The 16,956-nt window shown below is 72.8% G+C and carries 17 protein-coding genes; 11 read left to right on the top strand and 6 right to left on the bottom strand.

What is annotated here, in order from left to right; genetic code table 11:
• Nucleotides 1-2: 2 nt before the first annotated feature.
• Entirely contained in the window at nt 3-992 is a 990-nt protein-coding gene (locus IE307_RS17230; protein WP_191298941.1) for a carboxylate-amine ligase, read from the bottom strand.
• A gap of 88 nt (nt 993-1,080) precedes the next feature.
• Here IE307_RS17230 and IE307_RS17225 point away from each other — a divergent pair, with 88 nt between their 5' ends.
• Nucleotides 1,081-1,461 (top strand): hypothetical protein, encoded by a 381-nt coding sequence (locus tag IE307_RS17225; RefSeq protein ID WP_191298940.1) that lies wholly within the window; start codon nt 1,081-1,083, stop codon nt 1,459-1,461.
• 190 nt (nt 1,462-1,651) lie between these two features.
• Here IE307_RS17225 and IE307_RS17220 read toward each other — a convergent pair whose 3' ends face one another.
• Both IE307_RS17220 and IE307_RS17215 read right to left on the bottom strand, forming a co-directional pair.
• Nucleotides 1,652-2,401 (bottom strand): SDR family NAD(P)-dependent oxidoreductase, encoded by a 750-nt coding sequence (locus IE307_RS17220; RefSeq protein WP_191298939.1) that lies wholly within the window; start codon nt 2,399-2,401, stop codon nt 1,652-1,654.
• 101 nt (nt 2,402-2,502) lie between these two features.
• Complete coding sequence (locus tag IE307_RS17215; RefSeq protein WP_191298938.1) at nt 2,503-5,232, bottom strand: helix-turn-helix transcriptional regulator; 2,730 nt, start codon at nt 5,230-5,232, stop codon at nt 2,503-2,505.
• A 203-nt stretch (nt 5,233-5,435) separates the two neighbouring features.
• On the opposite strand from IE307_RS17215, the gene IE307_RS17210 reads away from it, so the two are divergent.
• From IE307_RS17210 to IE307_RS17195, 4 genes are read left to right on the top strand one after another with little or no spacing between them, the layout of a single operon-like run.
• Nucleotides 5,436-6,338: a DMT family transporter gene (locus IE307_RS17210; RefSeq protein WP_191298937.1), complete on the top strand. Its 903-nt coding sequence runs from the start codon at nt 5,436-5,438 to the stop codon at nt 6,336-6,338.
• Complete coding sequence (epsC, locus tag IE307_RS17205) at nt 6,335-6,976, top strand: serine O-acetyltransferase EpsC (protein ID WP_229904781.1); 642 nt, start codon at nt 6,335-6,337, stop codon at nt 6,974-6,976. The genes IE307_RS17210 and epsC overlap by 4 nt, the downstream gene beginning before the upstream one ends.
• A gap of 22 nt (nt 6,977-6,998) precedes the next feature.
• Nucleotides 6,999-7,967, top strand: a complete 969-nt coding sequence (gene cysK / locus IE307_RS17200) for a cysteine synthase A (RefSeq protein WP_191298936.1) — start codon at nt 6,999-7,001, stop codon at nt 7,965-7,967.
• Between the two features lie 6 nt (nt 7,968-7,973).
• The gene (locus IE307_RS17195; RefSeq protein WP_189153337.1) at nt 7,974-8,468 is read left to right on the top strand and encodes a cupin domain-containing protein; all 495 of its coding nucleotides are present in this window, start codon (nt 7,974-7,976) and stop codon (nt 8,466-8,468) included.
• Nucleotides 8,469-8,518: 50 nt separating this feature from the next.
• On the opposite strand, the gene IE307_RS17190 is transcribed toward IE307_RS17195, so the two are convergent.
• The gene (locus tag IE307_RS17190) at nt 8,519-8,935 is read right to left on the bottom strand and encodes a DUF3592 domain-containing protein (RefSeq protein ID WP_191298935.1); all 417 of its coding nucleotides are present in this window, start codon (nt 8,933-8,935) and stop codon (nt 8,519-8,521) included.
• Nucleotides 8,936-9,131: 196 nt separating this feature from the next.
• Here IE307_RS17190 and IE307_RS17185 point away from each other — a divergent pair, with 196 nt between their 5' ends.
• The 6 genes from IE307_RS17185 to IE307_RS17160 all read left to right on the top strand — a co-directional run bounded on the left by IE307_RS17185 (nt 9,132) and on the right by IE307_RS17160 (nt 15,795).
• Complete coding sequence (locus IE307_RS17185) at nt 9,132-10,016, top strand: patatin-like phospholipase family protein (RefSeq protein WP_191298934.1); 885 nt, start codon at nt 9,132-9,134, stop codon at nt 10,014-10,016.
• Nucleotides 10,013-11,215, top strand: coding sequence for a macrolide family glycosyltransferase (locus tag IE307_RS17180; RefSeq protein WP_191298933.1), 1,203 nt, complete (start codon nt 10,013-10,015; stop codon nt 11,213-11,215). The genes IE307_RS17185 and IE307_RS17180 overlap by 4 nt, the downstream gene beginning before the upstream one ends.
• A gap of 161 nt (nt 11,216-11,376) precedes the next feature.
• Nucleotides 11,377-11,574: a hypothetical protein gene (locus IE307_RS17175; protein WP_191298932.1), complete on the top strand. Its 198-nt coding sequence runs from the start codon at nt 11,377-11,379 to the stop codon at nt 11,572-11,574.
• Nucleotides 11,574-12,059, top strand: a complete 486-nt coding sequence (locus tag IE307_RS17170; RefSeq protein ID WP_191298931.1) for a hypothetical protein — start codon at nt 11,574-11,576, stop codon at nt 12,057-12,059. Before IE307_RS17175 ends, IE307_RS17170 begins: the two co-directional genes overlap by 1 nt.
• The gene (locus tag IE307_RS17165) at nt 12,056-13,042 is read left to right on the top strand and encodes a hypothetical protein (protein ID WP_229904780.1); all 987 of its coding nucleotides are present in this window, start codon (nt 12,056-12,058) and stop codon (nt 13,040-13,042) included. Before IE307_RS17170 ends, IE307_RS17165 begins: the two co-directional genes overlap by 4 nt.
• Before the next feature lie 35 nt (nt 13,043-13,077).
• The gene (locus IE307_RS17160; RefSeq protein ID WP_229904779.1) at nt 13,078-15,795 is read left to right on the top strand and encodes a helix-turn-helix transcriptional regulator; all 2,718 of its coding nucleotides are present in this window, start codon (nt 13,078-13,080) and stop codon (nt 15,793-15,795) included.
• A gap of 3 nt (nt 15,796-15,798) precedes the next feature.
• Here IE307_RS17160 and IE307_RS17155 read toward each other — a convergent pair whose 3' ends face one another.
• Nucleotides 15,799-16,047: a DUF3040 domain-containing protein gene (locus IE307_RS17155; RefSeq protein ID WP_191298930.1), complete on the bottom strand. Its 249-nt coding sequence runs from the start codon at nt 16,045-16,047 to the stop codon at nt 15,799-15,801.
• Nucleotides 16,044-16,922 carry a universal stress protein gene (locus IE307_RS17150; protein ID WP_191298929.1) on the bottom strand — a complete coding sequence of 293 codons (879 nt, stop codon included), beginning with the start codon at nt 16,920-16,922 and terminating at the stop codon, nt 16,044-16,046. The genes IE307_RS17155 and IE307_RS17150 overlap by 4 nt, the downstream gene beginning before the upstream one ends.
• Nucleotides 16,923-16,956: the final 34 nt, after the last annotated feature.

Raw genomic sequence — 16,956 nt, 5'->3', positions numbered from 1 at the left:
GGTCATACCCGCTGCGCGAGCAGGTGATGCACGAGTTCGAGTTCGCCTCGTTCCTCCAGCGCCGGTGTCACCCGCTTGAGCAGGTCGTCCAGCACCGCCGTGGCGGGCACCCGGCACTCCCGCCACGGATCGATGCCGACACCGTCGATGCCGTACCGGGAGGCCGTCCACACGGCGGCGGCCAGCACGTCGTCGCGCAGTTGGGGAGGCTCCCTGCCGTCCTGCACGTCCTGGTGGGCGGCGTGCACGAGGGCGCGGCAGAGAGCCGCCTGCAGCACCGCGTCGTCGACCTCCGCGGCGGCGTCGGCCGCGCGGAACTCCACGGTCGGGAACTTCGAGGCCAGGCGCAGCAGCCAGAACGACTGCGAGGCGTCCACCAGCGTTCCGCAGGCGACCATGCGGGCCACGTGGGCGTCGTAGTCGGCGGCGCCGGTGAACAGCGGGGGCACCCCGGAACCGGGGAACCTCGACTGCAGCACCATCCGCCAGCTCGCGTAGCCGCGGTCGGGGGAGTTGGCGGACAGCGCGAGCAACGTGGGCAGCCAGGGCCTCAGGTGGTTGACCACCGCCACCGCCGTCTCCCGGTCGGGAACGCCGACGTGCACGTGGCACCCGGAGGCCTCGTAGTCCTCGATCACCCCCGCGTACGTGTCGAGCACCCGGTGGTACCGGGCGCCGTTCGACACCACCGACCGCGCCGAGGCCTTGGGAGGCGTGCCCCGGGACAGCAGCTCCAGCCCCTCTTCCTCCGCGGCGCCGGCGAGCACCTCACGGGCGTGCGTCAGCGCCTCGCCCAGCGCGGCCACCCCCGTGCACGGCCCGGTCGCCGCCTCCACCTGCGTCCCGGAGAGCTCCGGGTGGAACTTCGTCAGCTCGGTGTCCCGCACGCGCGCCAGCACGGCGTCCGCGCGCATCGCCGTTCGCCGGGAAGCCGGATCGACGAGCAGGAACTCCTCTTCGACGCCAACGGTGTCAGCACACGCGTCAGGCAAGTGCCCATCTCCGCTCTTCCAGGAAGGATGCGGACAGCGGTTACCCCTCGGTGATAGGGACCAACCTCGGCGGGGTATTCGGACCGTCATGGACGACAAGACGATCGACGCGCTCGGCAAGCTCCGCAAGGCGCTGGAGACCACCGAACGCGCTCGCGGCCACCTCTACTCGTTCCACCAGCTCACCGGCACCGCGGACTTCGAGCTGGGCGACGCCATCGCGGCCCTGCGCGAGGCGGGCCACGCCGACCACGCGCAACGCGTGCAGCGGGAGCTGCTCGGCCGCAACGTCCTACCGGGACGGTGGACGTTCCAGGTCGTGGAGGAGTACGACGACATGTACTACGAGGTGTTCCGCGAGGTCGAGCGCGCCGTCCGGGACGACCTGGGCGACGGGGAGCGGCACGCGTTCGAGAAGGGGCTCAAGCGTGAGCGGCAGCGGCGCAGCGCCGAGGCGTACGACAACTGAGGGCGACTGGAGGTCCGTGCCCCCTGGTACAGCGCCGCGGGCTGGGCGCTCGACCTGTCCGCGGGGAGCAGACCCGGCCGCACGGCGACCTCGAGGTGGCTGCTCGGTCCGGCGCGGCCGTCTCGCGGAATGGCTTGAGCGCGTCCACCCAGGCCACTCCTGGCTGAACGCGCTCGCTTGAGGCCCTTTGTCAGCCGTAGCACGCGCCGAACGAGATGTTGACCTGCGTCGACGTGATGCTGCGCCCCTTCTCCGACGCCACGAACGCGGCCACCGCGCCCACGTCCGCCGTCGTCGCGGCGCGCTTGAGCGGGGAGGCGTCGATGATGCTCTGCCTCGCGGCCTCCATCTCCGGAACGTCCGGGAACGAGTCGATGACGCCGCCGGTCAGCAGAGTCACGGTGCGCACGCCGTGCGGTGCCAGTTCCACGGACCACTGCCTGCGCAGCGACTCGACGGCGTCGAAGCCGATCTGCACGTTGCCCATGCCGGCGTTGATGTTCGCGGCGTCGGACCCGCCGAAGAACAGCAGCACGCCCGACTCCTGCTTCACCATGTGGCGGGCCGCGGCCTTGGTGGTGATGAGCTGCGCGGTGAGGCTGTTCGCGATCGCCGTGGCGAAGTCCGGGGTCGGGATGTCGGCCAGCGGCTGGAAGAGGCCTTCGCTGGTGATGACGTTGACGGAGATGTCGACGCTGCCGGCCTTCTCCACGACGGCGTCGATGTGGTCGTTGACGGCGGAGGCGTCCGTGGCGTCGACCACGGCCGTCTCGGCCTGGCCGCCGGCGGCGCGGATCCTGTCCGCCACGGCCTCGAGTTTCGCCGGGGTCCTGCCCACCAGGAAGACGCGCGCGCCCTCGGCGGCGAAGGCGTCGGCCATCGCGCCGCCGATCGTGCCGCCGCCTCCGTAGACCACCGCGGTCCTGTTCTCCAGCAACATGAGCTTCTCCTTGTCGTCGGTGGAGAAACTAGGACCTGGCCGCCGGGGTCCACATCGGTCACGTGACTGGCGTGAGGGCGGCCGGCGGGTGGGCGGTTAAGTCATTCGAGGCCCAGCTGCGCCAGTTCGATCCGCCGGGTGACCCCGAGCTTGGGGTACGCGCGGTAGAGGTGGTGGCCGATCGTGCGCGGGCTCAGGAACAGCTGCGCGCCGATCTCCTTGTTGCTCAGGCCCGCCGCCGCCAGCCGGACGACCTGCACCTCCTGCGGTGTCAGGTTCTTCAACGCGTCGGCGGCGACCGGTTCGAGCGCGGGACGTTCGCCCAGCGCGGTCAGTTCGGTCGTCGCGCGTGCCTCCCACGTGGACGCGCCCAGGCGCGTGAAGGCGGCCAGGGCGGCGGCCAGTTCGGTGCGCGCCTCACCTCGGCGCCGTCTGCGGCGCAGCCATTCGCCGTGCAGCAGCTGGGTTCTGGCCTGGTCGAACCGGCCGCCGTGCTCGGCGTGCAGGTCCAGCGCGGCCCGGTAGTGCTCCTCGGCGTCCGCGGTGTCCTCGGCCATCGCCCGGCAGCGGTGCAGCAGTGCCGTCGCGATCGGACTGTCCACGTGCGCCGCCCACCGCTCGAACGCCGCGAGCTGCTCGGTGACGCGGCCGGGGTCGCCGTCGCGGACCGCCGCCTCGACCAGGTCCGGGACCGCGCGGATGGGGAAGTCGTACCGGGCCGGTCCCGTGCAGACGGCGTGCAGCGCGTCGAACGCCGTCCCGTACCGCCCGGCGGCGAGGTCGAGCAGGCCGAGGCCCCAGAACGTCAGCGCGGTGCCGACGGCGTGCCGTCCGTCGAGGACCGGCAGCACCTCGGCGGCCAGTGCGCGGCAGCGCCGTTCGTCGCCCGTCACCGCGGCCAGCCACACGGACGTGGCCCGCAGCAGCGCGACCTCCGTGTCCATCCCGAACTCGGTGCTCAGCGCCACCGCCTCGGCGAGGGCGGTCTGCGCCGTGACGAAGTCGCCGCGCAGCATCTCGGCGAACGCCAGGACCTCCTGCGCGTAGGGGATCCAGGTCAACGCCCCGCTGGCGCGCACCTCCGCGATCATCGTCTCCATCACCGCGGCGGTCGCCCGGTCGTCGGCCAGCATCAGGCCGCTGAACCCGGCCACGACCCGGTGCATCACGTCCTCGTCCGGCAGCCGGCCGATCTCGAGGATGGCGCGCAACGGACCGGCGGCGTGCTCGGGTCTGCCACGCAGCAGGTCGCCCCAGCTGATCTGCGCGTCGGCGGACGCCCGGTGCCGCGAGTCCGGCTCCAGCCGCAGGCGCGCCAGCATCCGCCCGGCCTCGGCGACCAGGTGCAGGGCGCCCGCGTCCCGGCCCGCGCAGCTCATCTCCGTCAGCATGACGAGGGCGCGTTCGGGATCGCTGTCCAGGACGAGCCGTGCCGCCTCGCACGCGAGCGCCGCGTCCGCTTCCGGCGACTTCCGCTCGTACTCGATCTGGCCGCGCAGCAGCGTCACGTCCGCGACCACGGCCGGATCGCCGGTCAGGGACGTGACCTCGACGGCCAGGCGTGCCGCGCGGTCGGGTTTGCCCGCGTCGTAGGCGGCGAGCGCGGCCTTGGCGATGCGCCGCGCCTTGAGCTCGGGATCCACGCTCAACCGCCCGGCGCGGTCGTACGCGGCGGACACGGCCATGGCGCCACCGCGGCGTTCGGCCCGCAGCGCGGTCCGTTCGAGCTCGGCGGCCACGGCCTCGTCCGGTTCCGTGGTGGCCGCGGCGAGGTGCCAGGCCCGGCGGTCGAGGACCTCGGGGGAGGACAACGCCTCGGCGAACGCCCGGTGGACCGCGATCCGCTGGTGGTGGGTGGCGCACTGGTAGGCGGCGGCCCGCACCAGCGGGTGCCGGAACGCGAGCTCCCCGTCCGCCACGCTGATCAGCCCCGCGCGTTCGGCGGCGTCCAGGTCGGAGACGTCCGCGCCGACCGCACGGGCGACGCGCAGCACCGCGTCCATCCCGGCGAACCGGTCGGCGGCGGCGACCAGCAGGATCGACTGGCACGCCGGCGGCAGTCCGACGATCTGCTCGCGGAACGCGTCCTGCACCCGCCGCGTGACCGGCAACGGCCCGACCTGGTGCGCCGGTTCCGCCCGGCCCTCGCGCTGCGCGGCCAGCCGCGCCGCCCCGAGCTCCAGCAACGCGAGCGGGTTGCCGCCCGCCTCCTCCAGCACTCGCGCCCGCACGGGCGCCGTGAGGCCGGGACTGCGGTCGTCGAGCAACCCGGCCGCCGCTTCCGGCGACAGGCCCGGCAGCCGCAGCTCCTCGATGCCGGGGGTGTGGAACGGCACGGCGGTGTCGCGGACCGCGAACAGCACCACGACCGGGTCCGCCTGGAACCGGCGCGCGGCGAACAGCAACGCGTCCGACGACCCGCGGTCGAGCCACTGGGCGTCGTCCACCACGCACAGCAACGGCCGCTCCGCCGCCAGTTCCGCGAGCAGCGTCAACGTCGCCGCGCCGATCAGGAAGGGGGTGGCCGTGTCGTCGCTCAGCCCGAACGCACCCCGCAACGCGGCCGCCTGCGGGCCGGGCAGCAGGTCGAGCCGGTCGAGGTAGGGGTACAGCAGCAGGTGCAGCGCGCCGAACGCCAGCTCGGCCTCGGACTCGATGCCGACACCGCGCAGCACCCGCATGTCCCCGGCCGCGGCCACGGCGTGGTCGAGCAGCGCGGACTTGCCGATCCCCGCCTCGCCCCGGACGACCAGCGCCGCGCCGCGACCGGCCGACGCGAGCCCCAGTGCCCGTTCGACGTGGTCCCGTTCCCCGTCCCGGCCGACCAGCATGGCGAGAGCCTAGTCGCCGGAACGGGGGACGGGACCCGTGACGCGAAGACGGCGGTGTTTGTCCACTGTGGACGATGTGCGGCCGCGCGCTCGAGCGTTCGGGCCGGAGTGCGGGCAACTGTGCGGCTCGCTCCAGCGGGGCACGAGTCAGCTCTGCTGAAGTACCCAAACGACTACTGACAGATGACGCGAATCGAGAAGCAATGGACAAGGCATCCGTCGCGCGCTTCCTGCTGCTGGCGTTGCTGTGGGGAAGCAGCTTCACCTTCATCAAGGTGTCCCTGGAGGGTTTGACACCGGGCCAGCTCGTGCTCAGCAGACTCGTCCTGGGCGCGGCCGTGCTGCTCTCGATCGCGGCGGTCCGCAAGGTCGCGCTGCCGCGGTCCGCCCAGATCTGGGGGCACATCGCGGCCGCGGGGCTGTTCGGCAACGTGATCCCGTTCCTGTTGCTGTCCTACGGGGAGAAGACCACCGGCGCCGGCATCGCGGGCGTCCTGATCGGCGCCACGCCGCTGCTGACGCTGGCGCTGGCCACCGCCGCGTTGCCGACCGAGCGGGCGACGTCCCGCAAGGCCGTCGGCCTGGCACTGGGGTTCGTCGGCGTGGTGCTGCTGATCGGGCCGTGGCACGAGTCGCTCGGATCGCTCAGCGGACGTCTGGCCTGCTTCGGCGCGGCCGTCAGCTACGCGATCGGCTTCGTGTACGTCCGCAAGTACCTGTCGCCGCTGGGGTTGGCGCCGTTGTCGCTGGCCGCGTCGCAGCTCGTGGCGGCGGCCGTGCTGCAGGCCCTGGTGACACCGTTCCTGGCGTGGCGCACGCCCGACTTCACCGGCCCGGTGACGTTGAGCATCGTGCTGCTCGGCCTGCTCAGCACCGGTCTGGCGTACGTGCTCTACTTCCGCCTCATCGGTGACGTCGGCGCCACCACGGCGTCCGCGGTCAACTACGTGGTGCCGGTGTTCGCGGTGCTCGTCAGCGTGCTGTTCCTCGGTGAACCCGTGACGTGGAACCTCCTGGCCGGTGGCCTCGTGGTGCTCGTCGGCGTGGCTTACGCGGAGAACCGCCTCGGGCAACTGCGCAAGGAGAACGCGGGAGCGGTCCGGTGACCCCTCGGGCGCTGCTCCGCATGATCACCGCCGACCTCGACATGGTCATGGACCGCGACCCGTCGATCCTGTCGCGCAGCGAGGCCTTGCTGCACCCGACGGTCATCGCGATCTGGGGACATCGCGTGTCGCACTGGTTGCACCTGCGGGGTCATCGGCGCGGCGCCCGTCTGGTCATGGTCGTCGCCAGGCTCCTGACCGGGGGCATCGAGATCCACCCCGGGGCGACGATCGGCCGCGGTTTCTTCATCGACCACGGCGCCGGCGTGGTGATCGGGGAGACGGTCGTGATCGGCAACGACGTCACGATCTTCCACCAGGTCACGCTCGGCGCCGTCGGCTGGTGGCACGACAACCAGCGGCCGGAGGGCTCGCGCCGCCACCCGAAGCTCGGCGACCGGGTGGTGGTCGGGGCCAACGCGACGCTGCTCGGCCCGATCACCGTCGGCCACGACTCCGTGGTGGGCGCGCAGGCACTCGTGATCCGCGACGTGCCGGCGGACTCGCGCGTGCTGGCGCCGTTCTCCATCCCGAACCTGCGGTCCAGCCGCAGCGTGGCGAAGGCGGCGAGGCCCCGCCAGTCCGTCGTGGTGGCGGGGCAGAAGCACAAGGGCGCGGCCGTCTTCCCCAGCTGGTGACACCCAACCGAACGGAGAGCTCGTGGAGACCCGGGTCAGTCCGCTCACCAAACGACCGCCCGCCCGCTCGATCGACGAGCTGATCGGTGGCACCCCCACCGTCCGGCTCGACCTCGGCGTGACGACAGCGCACCTCTACGCCAAGCTCGAGATGGCGAACCCGCTGTCCAGCGTCAAGGACAGGGCCGCGCTCTACATGATCAACGGCGCGGAGGAGCGCGGGCAGCTCACCAGGGGCTCGGGCACCATCGTCGAGGCCACGTCCGGCAACACGGGCATCTCCATGGCGTCGATCGCCGCCGCTCGCGGCTACAAGTGCGTGATCGTCTTGCCGGACAGCGCGACCACAGAACGCCTGCAGCTGTTGCGCGCGTTCGGCGCGGAGATCGTGCTGACGCCGTACCAGGAGGGCTACGTGGCGGCGATCGCCAAGGCCGAGGAGATCTACCGCGAACGGCCGGGGTCGTGGTTCGCCTGCCAGCACGAGAACTCCGACAACGTGGCGGCGCACTACGCCACCACCGGCCCGGAGATCTGGAACGACACCGACGGCGAGGTCGACGTCTTCGTCTGCGGCGTCGGCACCGGCGGAACCCTCAGCGGCACCGCGAAGTACCTGAAGGAGCGCAACCCCGGCGTCCGCGTGGTCGCGGTGGAGCCGGAGGGGTCACCGGTGATCAGCCAGGGCTGGGGCGGCCTGCACCGCATCCCCGGCCTCAACGGCGGCTTCGTCGCGCCCACCACCGACGTCGGCCTGATCGACGAAGTGCTGACGGTGTCGAACGAGGACGCCTACAGCACGGCACGGGAGCTCGCCAGGACGGCGGGGCTGCTGGTCGGGGTCTCCTCCGGCGCGGCGGCGCACGCCTGCCGCGTGCTCTCCGCACGGCCCGAGTACGCCGGCAAGAACCTCGTCACCGTGTTCCCGGACACCGGCGAGCGCTATCTCTCCTGGTTCAACCAGGACGACACCGCCATCAACGAGGAGTGAACAGACATGACGCAAGTGTCCAACATCCTGCTTCCCGGCGAAGGCGAGTCGGTGCAGATCGGCACGACCACCCACACGACCTTCAAGGCGAGGGGCAGTGAGACGGACGGGCGGCTCGGTCTGTACGAGCACCGGATGGCACCCGGCGCGCCCGGCGCCTCACCGCACGTCCACAACGAACAGCTCGAGGCGTTCTACGTGCTGCACGGCATGGTGGAGCTGCATCTCGACGGCAAGTCGTTCGCGGCGCCTCCCGGCACCTACGTGAACGTGCCGATGGGGGTCTCGCACGGGTTCCACAACCCGTACAAGGACCAGGCCACGATGCTCATCATCTTCACCCCCGCGCTCAACCGCGAGGAGTACTTCCGCGGCCTCGCGGAGATGTACGCCGACGGCAACCAGCCCTCCGAGGACGAGCTGCTGACCCTGATGGCGAAGTACGACCAGTTCGAGGTGACGATGAACGGCTACGACGTGCCGAACTGGGGCCGGCACTGAGATGAGGGCGGGCGCCCGCACAGGGCGCCCGCGTCAGTCCTGCTCCCTCGTCAGTCGTCATCCCTCCTGGGCGCCCACGCGATGAGGTTCATGCCGATGCCGCCGAGGATCACCACGCCGAGCATCACGCCCATGACCCAGAACGCCTCGTCGTTGTCGGCCAGCGCGGCGTCCACGACCCGGCCGTCCACCAGGTCGTAGCGGACGGTCACGCGCTCACCGGCCTGCCTCGCGGGCCCGTTCTCCGACAGCGTCGCCACCTGCCTGCTGCCGTCCGGCAACGCGTACTCGACCCGCACCGAGGCGCTCTTGCCCGACTTCAGGCGCTCCTGCACCGTCCCCTCGGAACTGGCCCAGGACCGCTGTTGCGCCGCGGACTGGAGCACGACCACCAGCCCGATCACCGCGCCCACGAGCACCAGCCCCGACACGAGCCGCCCTCTGCGGGACTTCACCGACATCGCCACACGAGCCTCCTTCGACCAGGACATCGCGTTCCGCGGCGAAACGTCACACGCTCTGTGACGAAGACCGTGTCACAACCCGGGGTGCCCGCCTTGTCCTAGCTGCTGAGTCCGATTCGGCACAGCGGTGAGGAAGGCGGGTCGTCATGAGGGTCACTTGTCCCCGCAGGCCGGTGCGGGCACCAGCGGGTGCCGGGCGATGACCGGCCACCTGGGCTCGACCGGCCTGTACACCCTGCCGAAGCCCGTAGCGGTGGCCGTGGGCGGGGGAGGCGTGCTCGGTGCCGCGCACGTAGGCGTCGGACACGCGCTGGAGCAGCGCGGATTCGTCCCCGACCTCGTCGTCGGCACGTCGGTGGGCGCCCTCAACGGCGCGATCGCCGCCGCGCACCCCGGCGGTGCCGCGCAGTGGCTGGACACCGTGTGGACCCGCCTGCGCCGCCGCGAGGTCTTCCCGTTCGGCTACCTGTCCTCGCGGGCCAGCGTCTTCACCGACCGCGGCCTGCGCAGGCTGATCGCCCGTGCCGGACTGCCCGCGCGGATCGAGCAGCTGCCGATCCCGTTCACCTCCGTCGCGATGGACCTGGACAGCGGCGCCGAGGTCCTGCTCGACCGCGGTGACCTCGAGTCGGCGCTGCTCGCCAGCGCGGCCATCCCCGGCATCCTGCCCCCGGTCGACCGCGACGGCCGCACGCTCGTCGACGGCGGGGTCATCGCCTACGTGCCGGTGCGCGCGGCCTGGCAGGCAGGGGCGGCCAGCGTGGTCGTGCTCGCGGTCGGGCCGGAGAGCTCGCCGCTGGTGCGGACCCCGCGCCGCAGAGCCGGTGCGATCGCCGCCAGGGCCGGGGTGCTGGCGTTCCGCCACCAGATCGAGCGCGACCTGCGCGAGGTGTCCGCCCACGTGCCCGTCGTCGTCCTGCCGACCGGCGTCGACGACTGGCCGCCGCCGTGGGACTTCCGCCATTCCGCACGGCTCATCGCCACCGCCTCCCGGACGGCGGGCCGCTTCCTCGACGGGCTGCGCGTCAGCGGCCCCGGCCTGTACCGCGACGACACCGCACCCGCCCTGGAGGTCAGCCGATGAGCACCATCGCGTTCCTCAACATCGCCATGCACGGCCGCGTCAACCCGACGCTGCCCGTCGTCGCCGAACTCGTCCGGCGCGGCCACACCGTCACCTACCACACGTCTCCGGCGTTCCGGGACGAGATCGAGGACGCCGGCGCCACCGTCCACCTCTACCCGGGAGGCGACCAGCCGCTGCCCGACCCGCCCATGCCGATCACCCTCGTGGACGGCCTGGTGCGCGCCGCCCTCGACCTGGTGCCGCCGGTGCTGACCGACCTGCGCCGCATCCGGCCCGACCTGATCGTCCACGACAACGCCTGCGTCTGGGGCGCCGTCGCCGCCAACGAGCTAGGCGTCCCGGCGGCCTCCTCGTACACGACGTTCGCGTTCGGCAGGCAGGTCCCGAGCCCGACCCGCGCGTCGCTCGGACTGCTCAGAGGCGCGAAACCGGAGTACTTCACCAGATTCGCCCAATCCCGCCGCCGGCTGGCCCGCCGTTTCGACACGCGCGGACTGCCCGTCGTCGACCTCGGCAACATCAGCCAGCCGCTCAACCTCGTGTTCACCTCGCGCGCCTTCCAGCCCGGCGCCGACGACTTCGACGCGTCGTACCGCTTCGTCGGCCCGAGCATCGGCTCCCGTCCGTCCGACCCGTCCTTCCCGGTGGACGAGCTGCGCGGCCCCGTGCTCTACGCCTCGCTGGGCACCGTGTTCAACGCCGACCCGAAGCTGCTGCGCACGTTCGCCGGAGCGCTGTCCCCCTTGGGCGGCACCGTGATCGTCTCCACGGGCCAGACCGACCCCACCGCCCTGGAACCCCTGCCCGCCAACGTGATCGCCCGCCGCTTCGTACCCCAGCCAGACGTCCTGGCCCGCGCCGCGCTGTTCGTCACCCACGGCGGCATGAACAGCGCCAACGAGGCCCTCTACGCCGGCGTCCCGCTGCTGGTCGTGCCCCAGGGCGCGGACCAGCCGCTGGTCGCCCGCCGCGTGGTCGAGCTGGGCGCGGGCCTGTCGCTCCGGACGCGGGACGTGGCCGAGGACTCGGTGCGCACCCTCGCCCGCCGCCTGCTGGAGGACCCGCGGTTCCGCGCTTCGGCCAGCAGGTTGCTCGCCGCCCAGCACGAGGCGGGTGGGGCTCGGCGTGCCGCGGATGAGTTGGAGCGGTACCTGCGCGAGTCACGTCCGGTGAGCCAGCACAGCGGGGCCGAGTGATGGGGGCCGCCATGCGAGTTGCGTCCGGTGAGCCGGCACGGCGGGATGGAGTGGTGTGGGCCGCCATGCGCGTCGCACCCGGTGGGCCAGCACAGCAGGGCCGAGTGATGCGGGCCGCCGTGCTAGCCACGCCCGGTCAGCCGGCACGGCGGGGGCGAGTGATGTCGCCTGCCGTCGCTACTCCGCTGCTGTGCGCCGGCCTGTCGGCGGCCGCGGGCCGTGCCCCGCGGCTCCCGGTGCGCAAGCCGGGCAGGCTGCCCGCCACCCAGCACGAGCCGGGTGTCCGGCATGCCGCCGACGAGTTGGGGCGGTACCCGCGCGAGTCGCGCCCGGTGAGCCACCACAGCGGGGCCGAGTGATGACCCCCGCCGTAGTCGTCCTCCTGCTGTGCGCCGGCCTCTCCGAGGCAGTCGGCCGCGTCCTCCCGTTCCTCGTGCGCAGACCGGGCACCTCGCCCAAGGCCGTGGTAAGCCTGCTGACCACCGGCGGCCTGGTCGAGGCCTCGGTGTTCGCCCTGTGGCCCTTGACCGCCTGGACCCTGGCCGACTGGGCAGCGCCCGCACCCCCAGGCCCCGTACTGGTCTGGACGCCGGGCCTGCTCGCCCCACTCCTGCTGGCGGCCGTGCTCGCCTTCCCCCTGCTCGGGCCCGCACTGCACCTCCTGCTGCTGGCAGGCGTAGGCGTAGGCCTGACAGGTCCGCTGGCCGCGGCGACCGGCCTGGGCTGGTGGTCCGCCGCCGCGTGCGTCGCGGTCGCCGGTGCCGGGCTCGGTGTCGCTGTCGAGGTCGTGCGGCGGCTGGTCGGGCGGATGACGGCGGCACGCGCGCGGGAGGTGGTCGTGTGAACGGGTTCCTGCTCTGGGCCCTCGTGGTCGGGCCGATCCTGCTCGCGGAGGGCCTGCTCGCCCGCTACGAGCTGCTGATATACGGCGCGGGCTGGCGGACCCCGGCCAGCGCGCTCCCGGCGGGGGTGCCGCCTGCCCGCGGGGCCGCCGCCGACCGACCGCCGGGGGCCTACCTGGTCTACCTGGACGGCATCGGCAAGCGCCGGGCCCGCGACAGCCGGGACGGTGGGCAGCTCGTCAAGGCGTTGCTCGACGGGGCGCCGGAGCTGCGGGTGCTGGGCCAGGTGCAGCCGTACTCGCCGTTGGCCGACCCGCTCGCGGACCGTCCGGTGTGGACGTGGCTGCGGCGGCGGGCGGGGCTGTTGTTGTTCCTGCACAACGTGATGCAGATCTTCGTGGCCGCCGACCACCGGTACCTGCCCCTGTACAACCGGGCCGTCGGCACCCAGATCGCGACCCAGCTGGAACTCGCCGGCTACCGGGCCGGGAGTGGGATTCCCGTGGTGTTGCTGAGTTACAGCGGGGGTGCGCAGGTCGCCACGGGCGCGGTCGACGTCCTGCACACGACGTTGCGGTGCCCGCTCGTGCTGATCACCCTCGGCGGGTTCCACAACGGCGCCAACGACATCTCCCGCGCCGAGCAGCTCTACCAGCTGACGAGCACCGGTGACCGGATCGAACGGGTCGGCACGTGGTTGTTCCCCCAGCGCTGGCGGCTGGTGCGCGGCAGCGGCTGGAACCGGGCCCGGCGTGCCGGCAAGGTCACGGCGGTGCTGTTCGACGGCGCCACCCACGTCGGGCCGCGCAGCTACATCAGCCCGGCGGCCGTGCTGCCCGACGGGCGTTCGCACCTCGACCGCACCGCCGAGACGGTGATCGCGCTGATCCGCGCTCACCGGGGCGCGGTCGCCGACACGCTGGCGCGGGACTTTCGCACTCCGACGTTCCGGTCCAGGATGAACCCCGGTGCCGATCGGGGCTGACCAGCGCTGATCGCCAAGGGTGGAGGCGGGCGGCGGTGCGACAGCGGGTGGACCTGATCGGGCGGGAACCGGAGTGTTCCGCGCTCGACCAGATGATCGCGGCCGTGCGCACGGGTGAGAGCCGCGTGCTCCTGCTGCACGGGGAACCGGGCGTGGGGAAGTCGGCGTTGCTGGCCCACCTCGAGGGCACGGCCGCGGGCATGCGGGTGCTGCGCGCGGCCGGTGTCGAGTCGGAGATGGAGCTGGCGTTCGCGACGCTGCACCAGTTCTGCGTGCCGCTGCTGGACCGGCTGGAGGACCTGCCCCCACCCCAGCGCGACGCGCTGGAGACGGTGTTCGGCATGCGCGCGGGCAGTCCGCCCGAACGCTTCCTGGTCGGGCTCGCGGTGCTGAGCCTGCTCTCGGACGCCTCCGAGGGCAGCCCGGTGCTGTGCCTGGTGGACGACGCGCAGTGGATGGACCAGGCCTCGGCCCAGGTCCTCGGGTTCGTCGCCCGCCGCCTGCTGGCCGAGTCGATCGCCCTCGTCTTCGCCGCCCGCCACCAGGCACCCGACCTGTTCGGCCTGCCGGCACTGCCGATCGGCGGGCTGACCAAGCCCGACGCCCTGACCCTGCTCACCTCCGCCACGCACGCCCCGCTGGACCACCGGATCCGCGACCGGATCCTGGCCGAGGCCAGGGGTAACCCGCTCGCCCTGCTGGAGCTCCCGCGCGAGCTGAGCGTGACGAGGGTGGCGGGCGGGTTCGGCCTGCCGCACACCGACGCGCTGCCCACCCGGCTCGAGGAGAGCTTCCTGACCCGCGTCGGGGAGCTGTCGCACCCCAGCCGGTTGCTCCTGCTGGTGGCGGCCGCCGAACCGGTGGGCGATCCGACCCTGGTGCGTCGCGCCGCCGAACGGCTCGGGATCACCTCGGCGGCGGCCCTCGCCGACGAGGTGGACGAGCTGCTGTCGTTCGACGTGCGGGTGATCTTCCGCCACCCGCTCGTGCGGTCGGCCGTGTACCGCGCTGCCGAGGAGGAGGACCGCCGCGCCGTGCACCTCGCGCTCGCGGAGGTCACCGACCGGCAGACGGACCCGGACCGCCGCGCCTGGCACCTCGCGTGCGCCGCCGCCGAACCGGACGAGGAGGTCGCCGCCGAACTCGTGCGGTCCGCCGGCCGCGCCCAGGCACGTGGCGGGCTGGCCGCGGCCGCCGCCTTCCTGCGCAGGTCCGTCACGCTCACCGCCGACGCCTCACACCGCGTCGAACGTGCCGTGGAAGCGGCGGACGCCAGCGTCCGGGCCGGCGACCTGGCCGCCGCGCAGGAGCTCGTCGACATCGTCGAACTCGACTCCCGCAACGAGTTCCTCCGGGTGCGGGCCCAACTGGTGCGCGGGCGCATCGCGTACGCGGCCGGTTCCTACAACGAGGCGCAGGGCACGCTGCTGGCCGCCGCGCGGCAGCTGGAACGGTTCGACATGGACCTCGCCCGCGAGACCTACCTCCTCGCCTGGGGCACCGCGGCCGACGGCGGGCGGCTGCTCGCGATCTCCCGGGCGATCAGGGAACTCCCGCCACCCGAAGGCGGTCCGCGTCCGATCGACCTGGTGCTGACCGGCTGCGCGCTGCTCGCCACCGACGGCCGCAGCGCCGCGATCGGCACGTTGCGCGAGGCCATGTCCGCGCTCTCCGACCTGCCCGTGCAGGACCTGCTGAAGTGGGGCTGGGCGGCCTGCGGGGTCAGCCCCGCCGTGTGGGACGAGCAGGTCATGTGCGAGACCTACACCCGAGCCGTCGAGGTGGCGCGGTCCGCCGGCATCCTCACCGAGCTGCCGATCTACCTCGTCTGCCTGGGATCGGCGAACTCGCTGATCGGCGACTTCACCACGGCGGCCACGCTGATCGCCGAGGCCGACGCCGTCGCCGCCACCACAGGCGTCCCCGTCGCTCCGTACGCGACGCTCATCCTCCTCGCACTGCAGGGAAAGGAAGAGGAGGCGGCACGCCTTGTCGCCGCCACGGTCGAACGGCCCACCGCGGATCGCCGGGCGGCCGGAGTCACCACCGCGCACTGGGCCGCCGCCGTGCTGTACAACGGTCTCGGCCGCTACGAGGAAGCGCTCGCGGCCGCTCAGGCCAGCGCCCGGATCACCCAGCTGATCGTCTCGGTGTGGGTGTTGCCGGAACTCGTCGAAGCCGCCGTGCGCGTCGGTGACACCGAGATCGCCCGCGACGCGCTGGAACGCCTGACGGACGCGGCGCAGGACTGCGACACGAACTGGGCTCAGGGGATCCTGGCCCGCTGCCGCGCGCTGCTGGGCGAGGACGAGGCGGAAGACCTCCACCTCCGGGCGATCGACCGGCTGGGGCGGACGTTGCTGCGTCCCGACCTCGCGCGGGCGCACCTGCTGTACGGCGAGTGGTTGCGCAGGCGGGGCAGGCGAGCCGACGCGCGGCACCAGCTGACCGTCGCGCACGGGATGTTCGCGTCGATCGGCATGACGGCGTTCGCCGGACGCGCGAGCCGCGAGCTGCTCGCCAACGGTGACAGGGTCCACGAGCGCGCCGCCGCGGTGCCGCCGGGCGCGAGGTTGACGCCTCAGGAACGGCAGATCGCCCTGCTGGTGCGGGAAGGCCTGTCGAACCCGGAGGTCGGCGCCCGGCTCTTCCTCAGCACCCGGACCGTGGAGTGGCACCTGCGCAAGGTCTTCAGCAAGCTGTCGATCACCTCTCGGCGGCAGCTGCGGGACGCCCTGCCGCATGGGGAATGACAGTCAGCGCGTCGCCTCCAACGTCCACTTGAGACCGAGCACCAGCATCATGACCAGCCCTGCCAGCAGGATCACGGACGAACCCGCGTTCGCGCCGACGAGCAGCAACGCGACCGCGCCCGCACCGGCGTACCACCGCTTGCGCACGCCGTCGTCGCTCCCGAACGAGCGGAGCTCCTCGGCGAGCCGGGGATCGTCGATGCTGATGTTCTTCTCGATCTCGCGCAGCGCGCGCTGCTCCCGGCGGTTCACGACCGCACGACCGCGACTGGACAGGGAGAGTGGTGCAGCACGGCGTGGCTGACGGAGCCGAGCACGAGACCGGCGGCGCTGCCCCTGCCGTGCGACCCGACGACGACCAGCTGGGCCCCGGTCCTGGTCGCGTGCTCGATCAACGCGTGGGCGGGCCGGTCGCGCACGACCTCCCGCCGCACCACCACGTCGGGGAACTTCTCGCTCCAGCCCGCCAGCCGTTCGGCGAGCAGCCGGTGCTCGTCGGCCTCGACCGCACCCCACTCGCCCGGGTGCGGCACCGGGGCACCGACCGCGTAGTCGTTCCACACGTGCACCGCGACCAACGGCACCCCGCGCGCGTCCGCCGCCTCGAACGCGAACCCCAGCGCCGCCTCGCTGATCGGGGAGCCGTCGACACCGGCCACGACCGGACCGGCGTCAACCGAGTCCTCACCCCGCACGACGACGACCGGGCACTCCGCCTGCGCCGCCAGCCTGATCGCGACCGACCCGACCAGCAGCGAGGTGAACCCGCCGAGCCCGCGGTCCCCGATCACGAGCAACTCGGCGGTGCGCGACTCGGTGACCAGCAGCGGCACCGGGAATCCGTCGACGGTCATCTCGGAGACCTCGACACCCTCCGCGGCGTGCCGCGCGGCATCGGCCGCCGCGCCGACCGTCCTCCAGGCCTCCTGCACCATCGCGTCCCGGTAGCGGCCGAGGCCGGGGTCGCCGAGGTGCCGCTTCCCCGACCAGCCGAACGCGCTGACCAGGTACAGCGGCGCACCGCGGCGCGCGGCCTCGCGGGCGGCCCAGCGGGAGGCGGCGAGGGCCGAGGACGACCCGTCGACGCCGGCGACGACCGGCAGACTGCTGTCTCTGCGCTGTCCCATCTCGTGCTCCTGTCCCGATGTGGCCCTGATCCGG

This window comes from Lentzea cavernae (assembly GCF_014653695.1).
Taxonomy (GTDB): Bacteria; Actinomycetota; Actinomycetes; order Mycobacteriales; family Pseudonocardiaceae; genus Lentzea; species Lentzea cavernae.
This window is presented reverse-complemented; position numbering and strand designations above follow the sequence as displayed.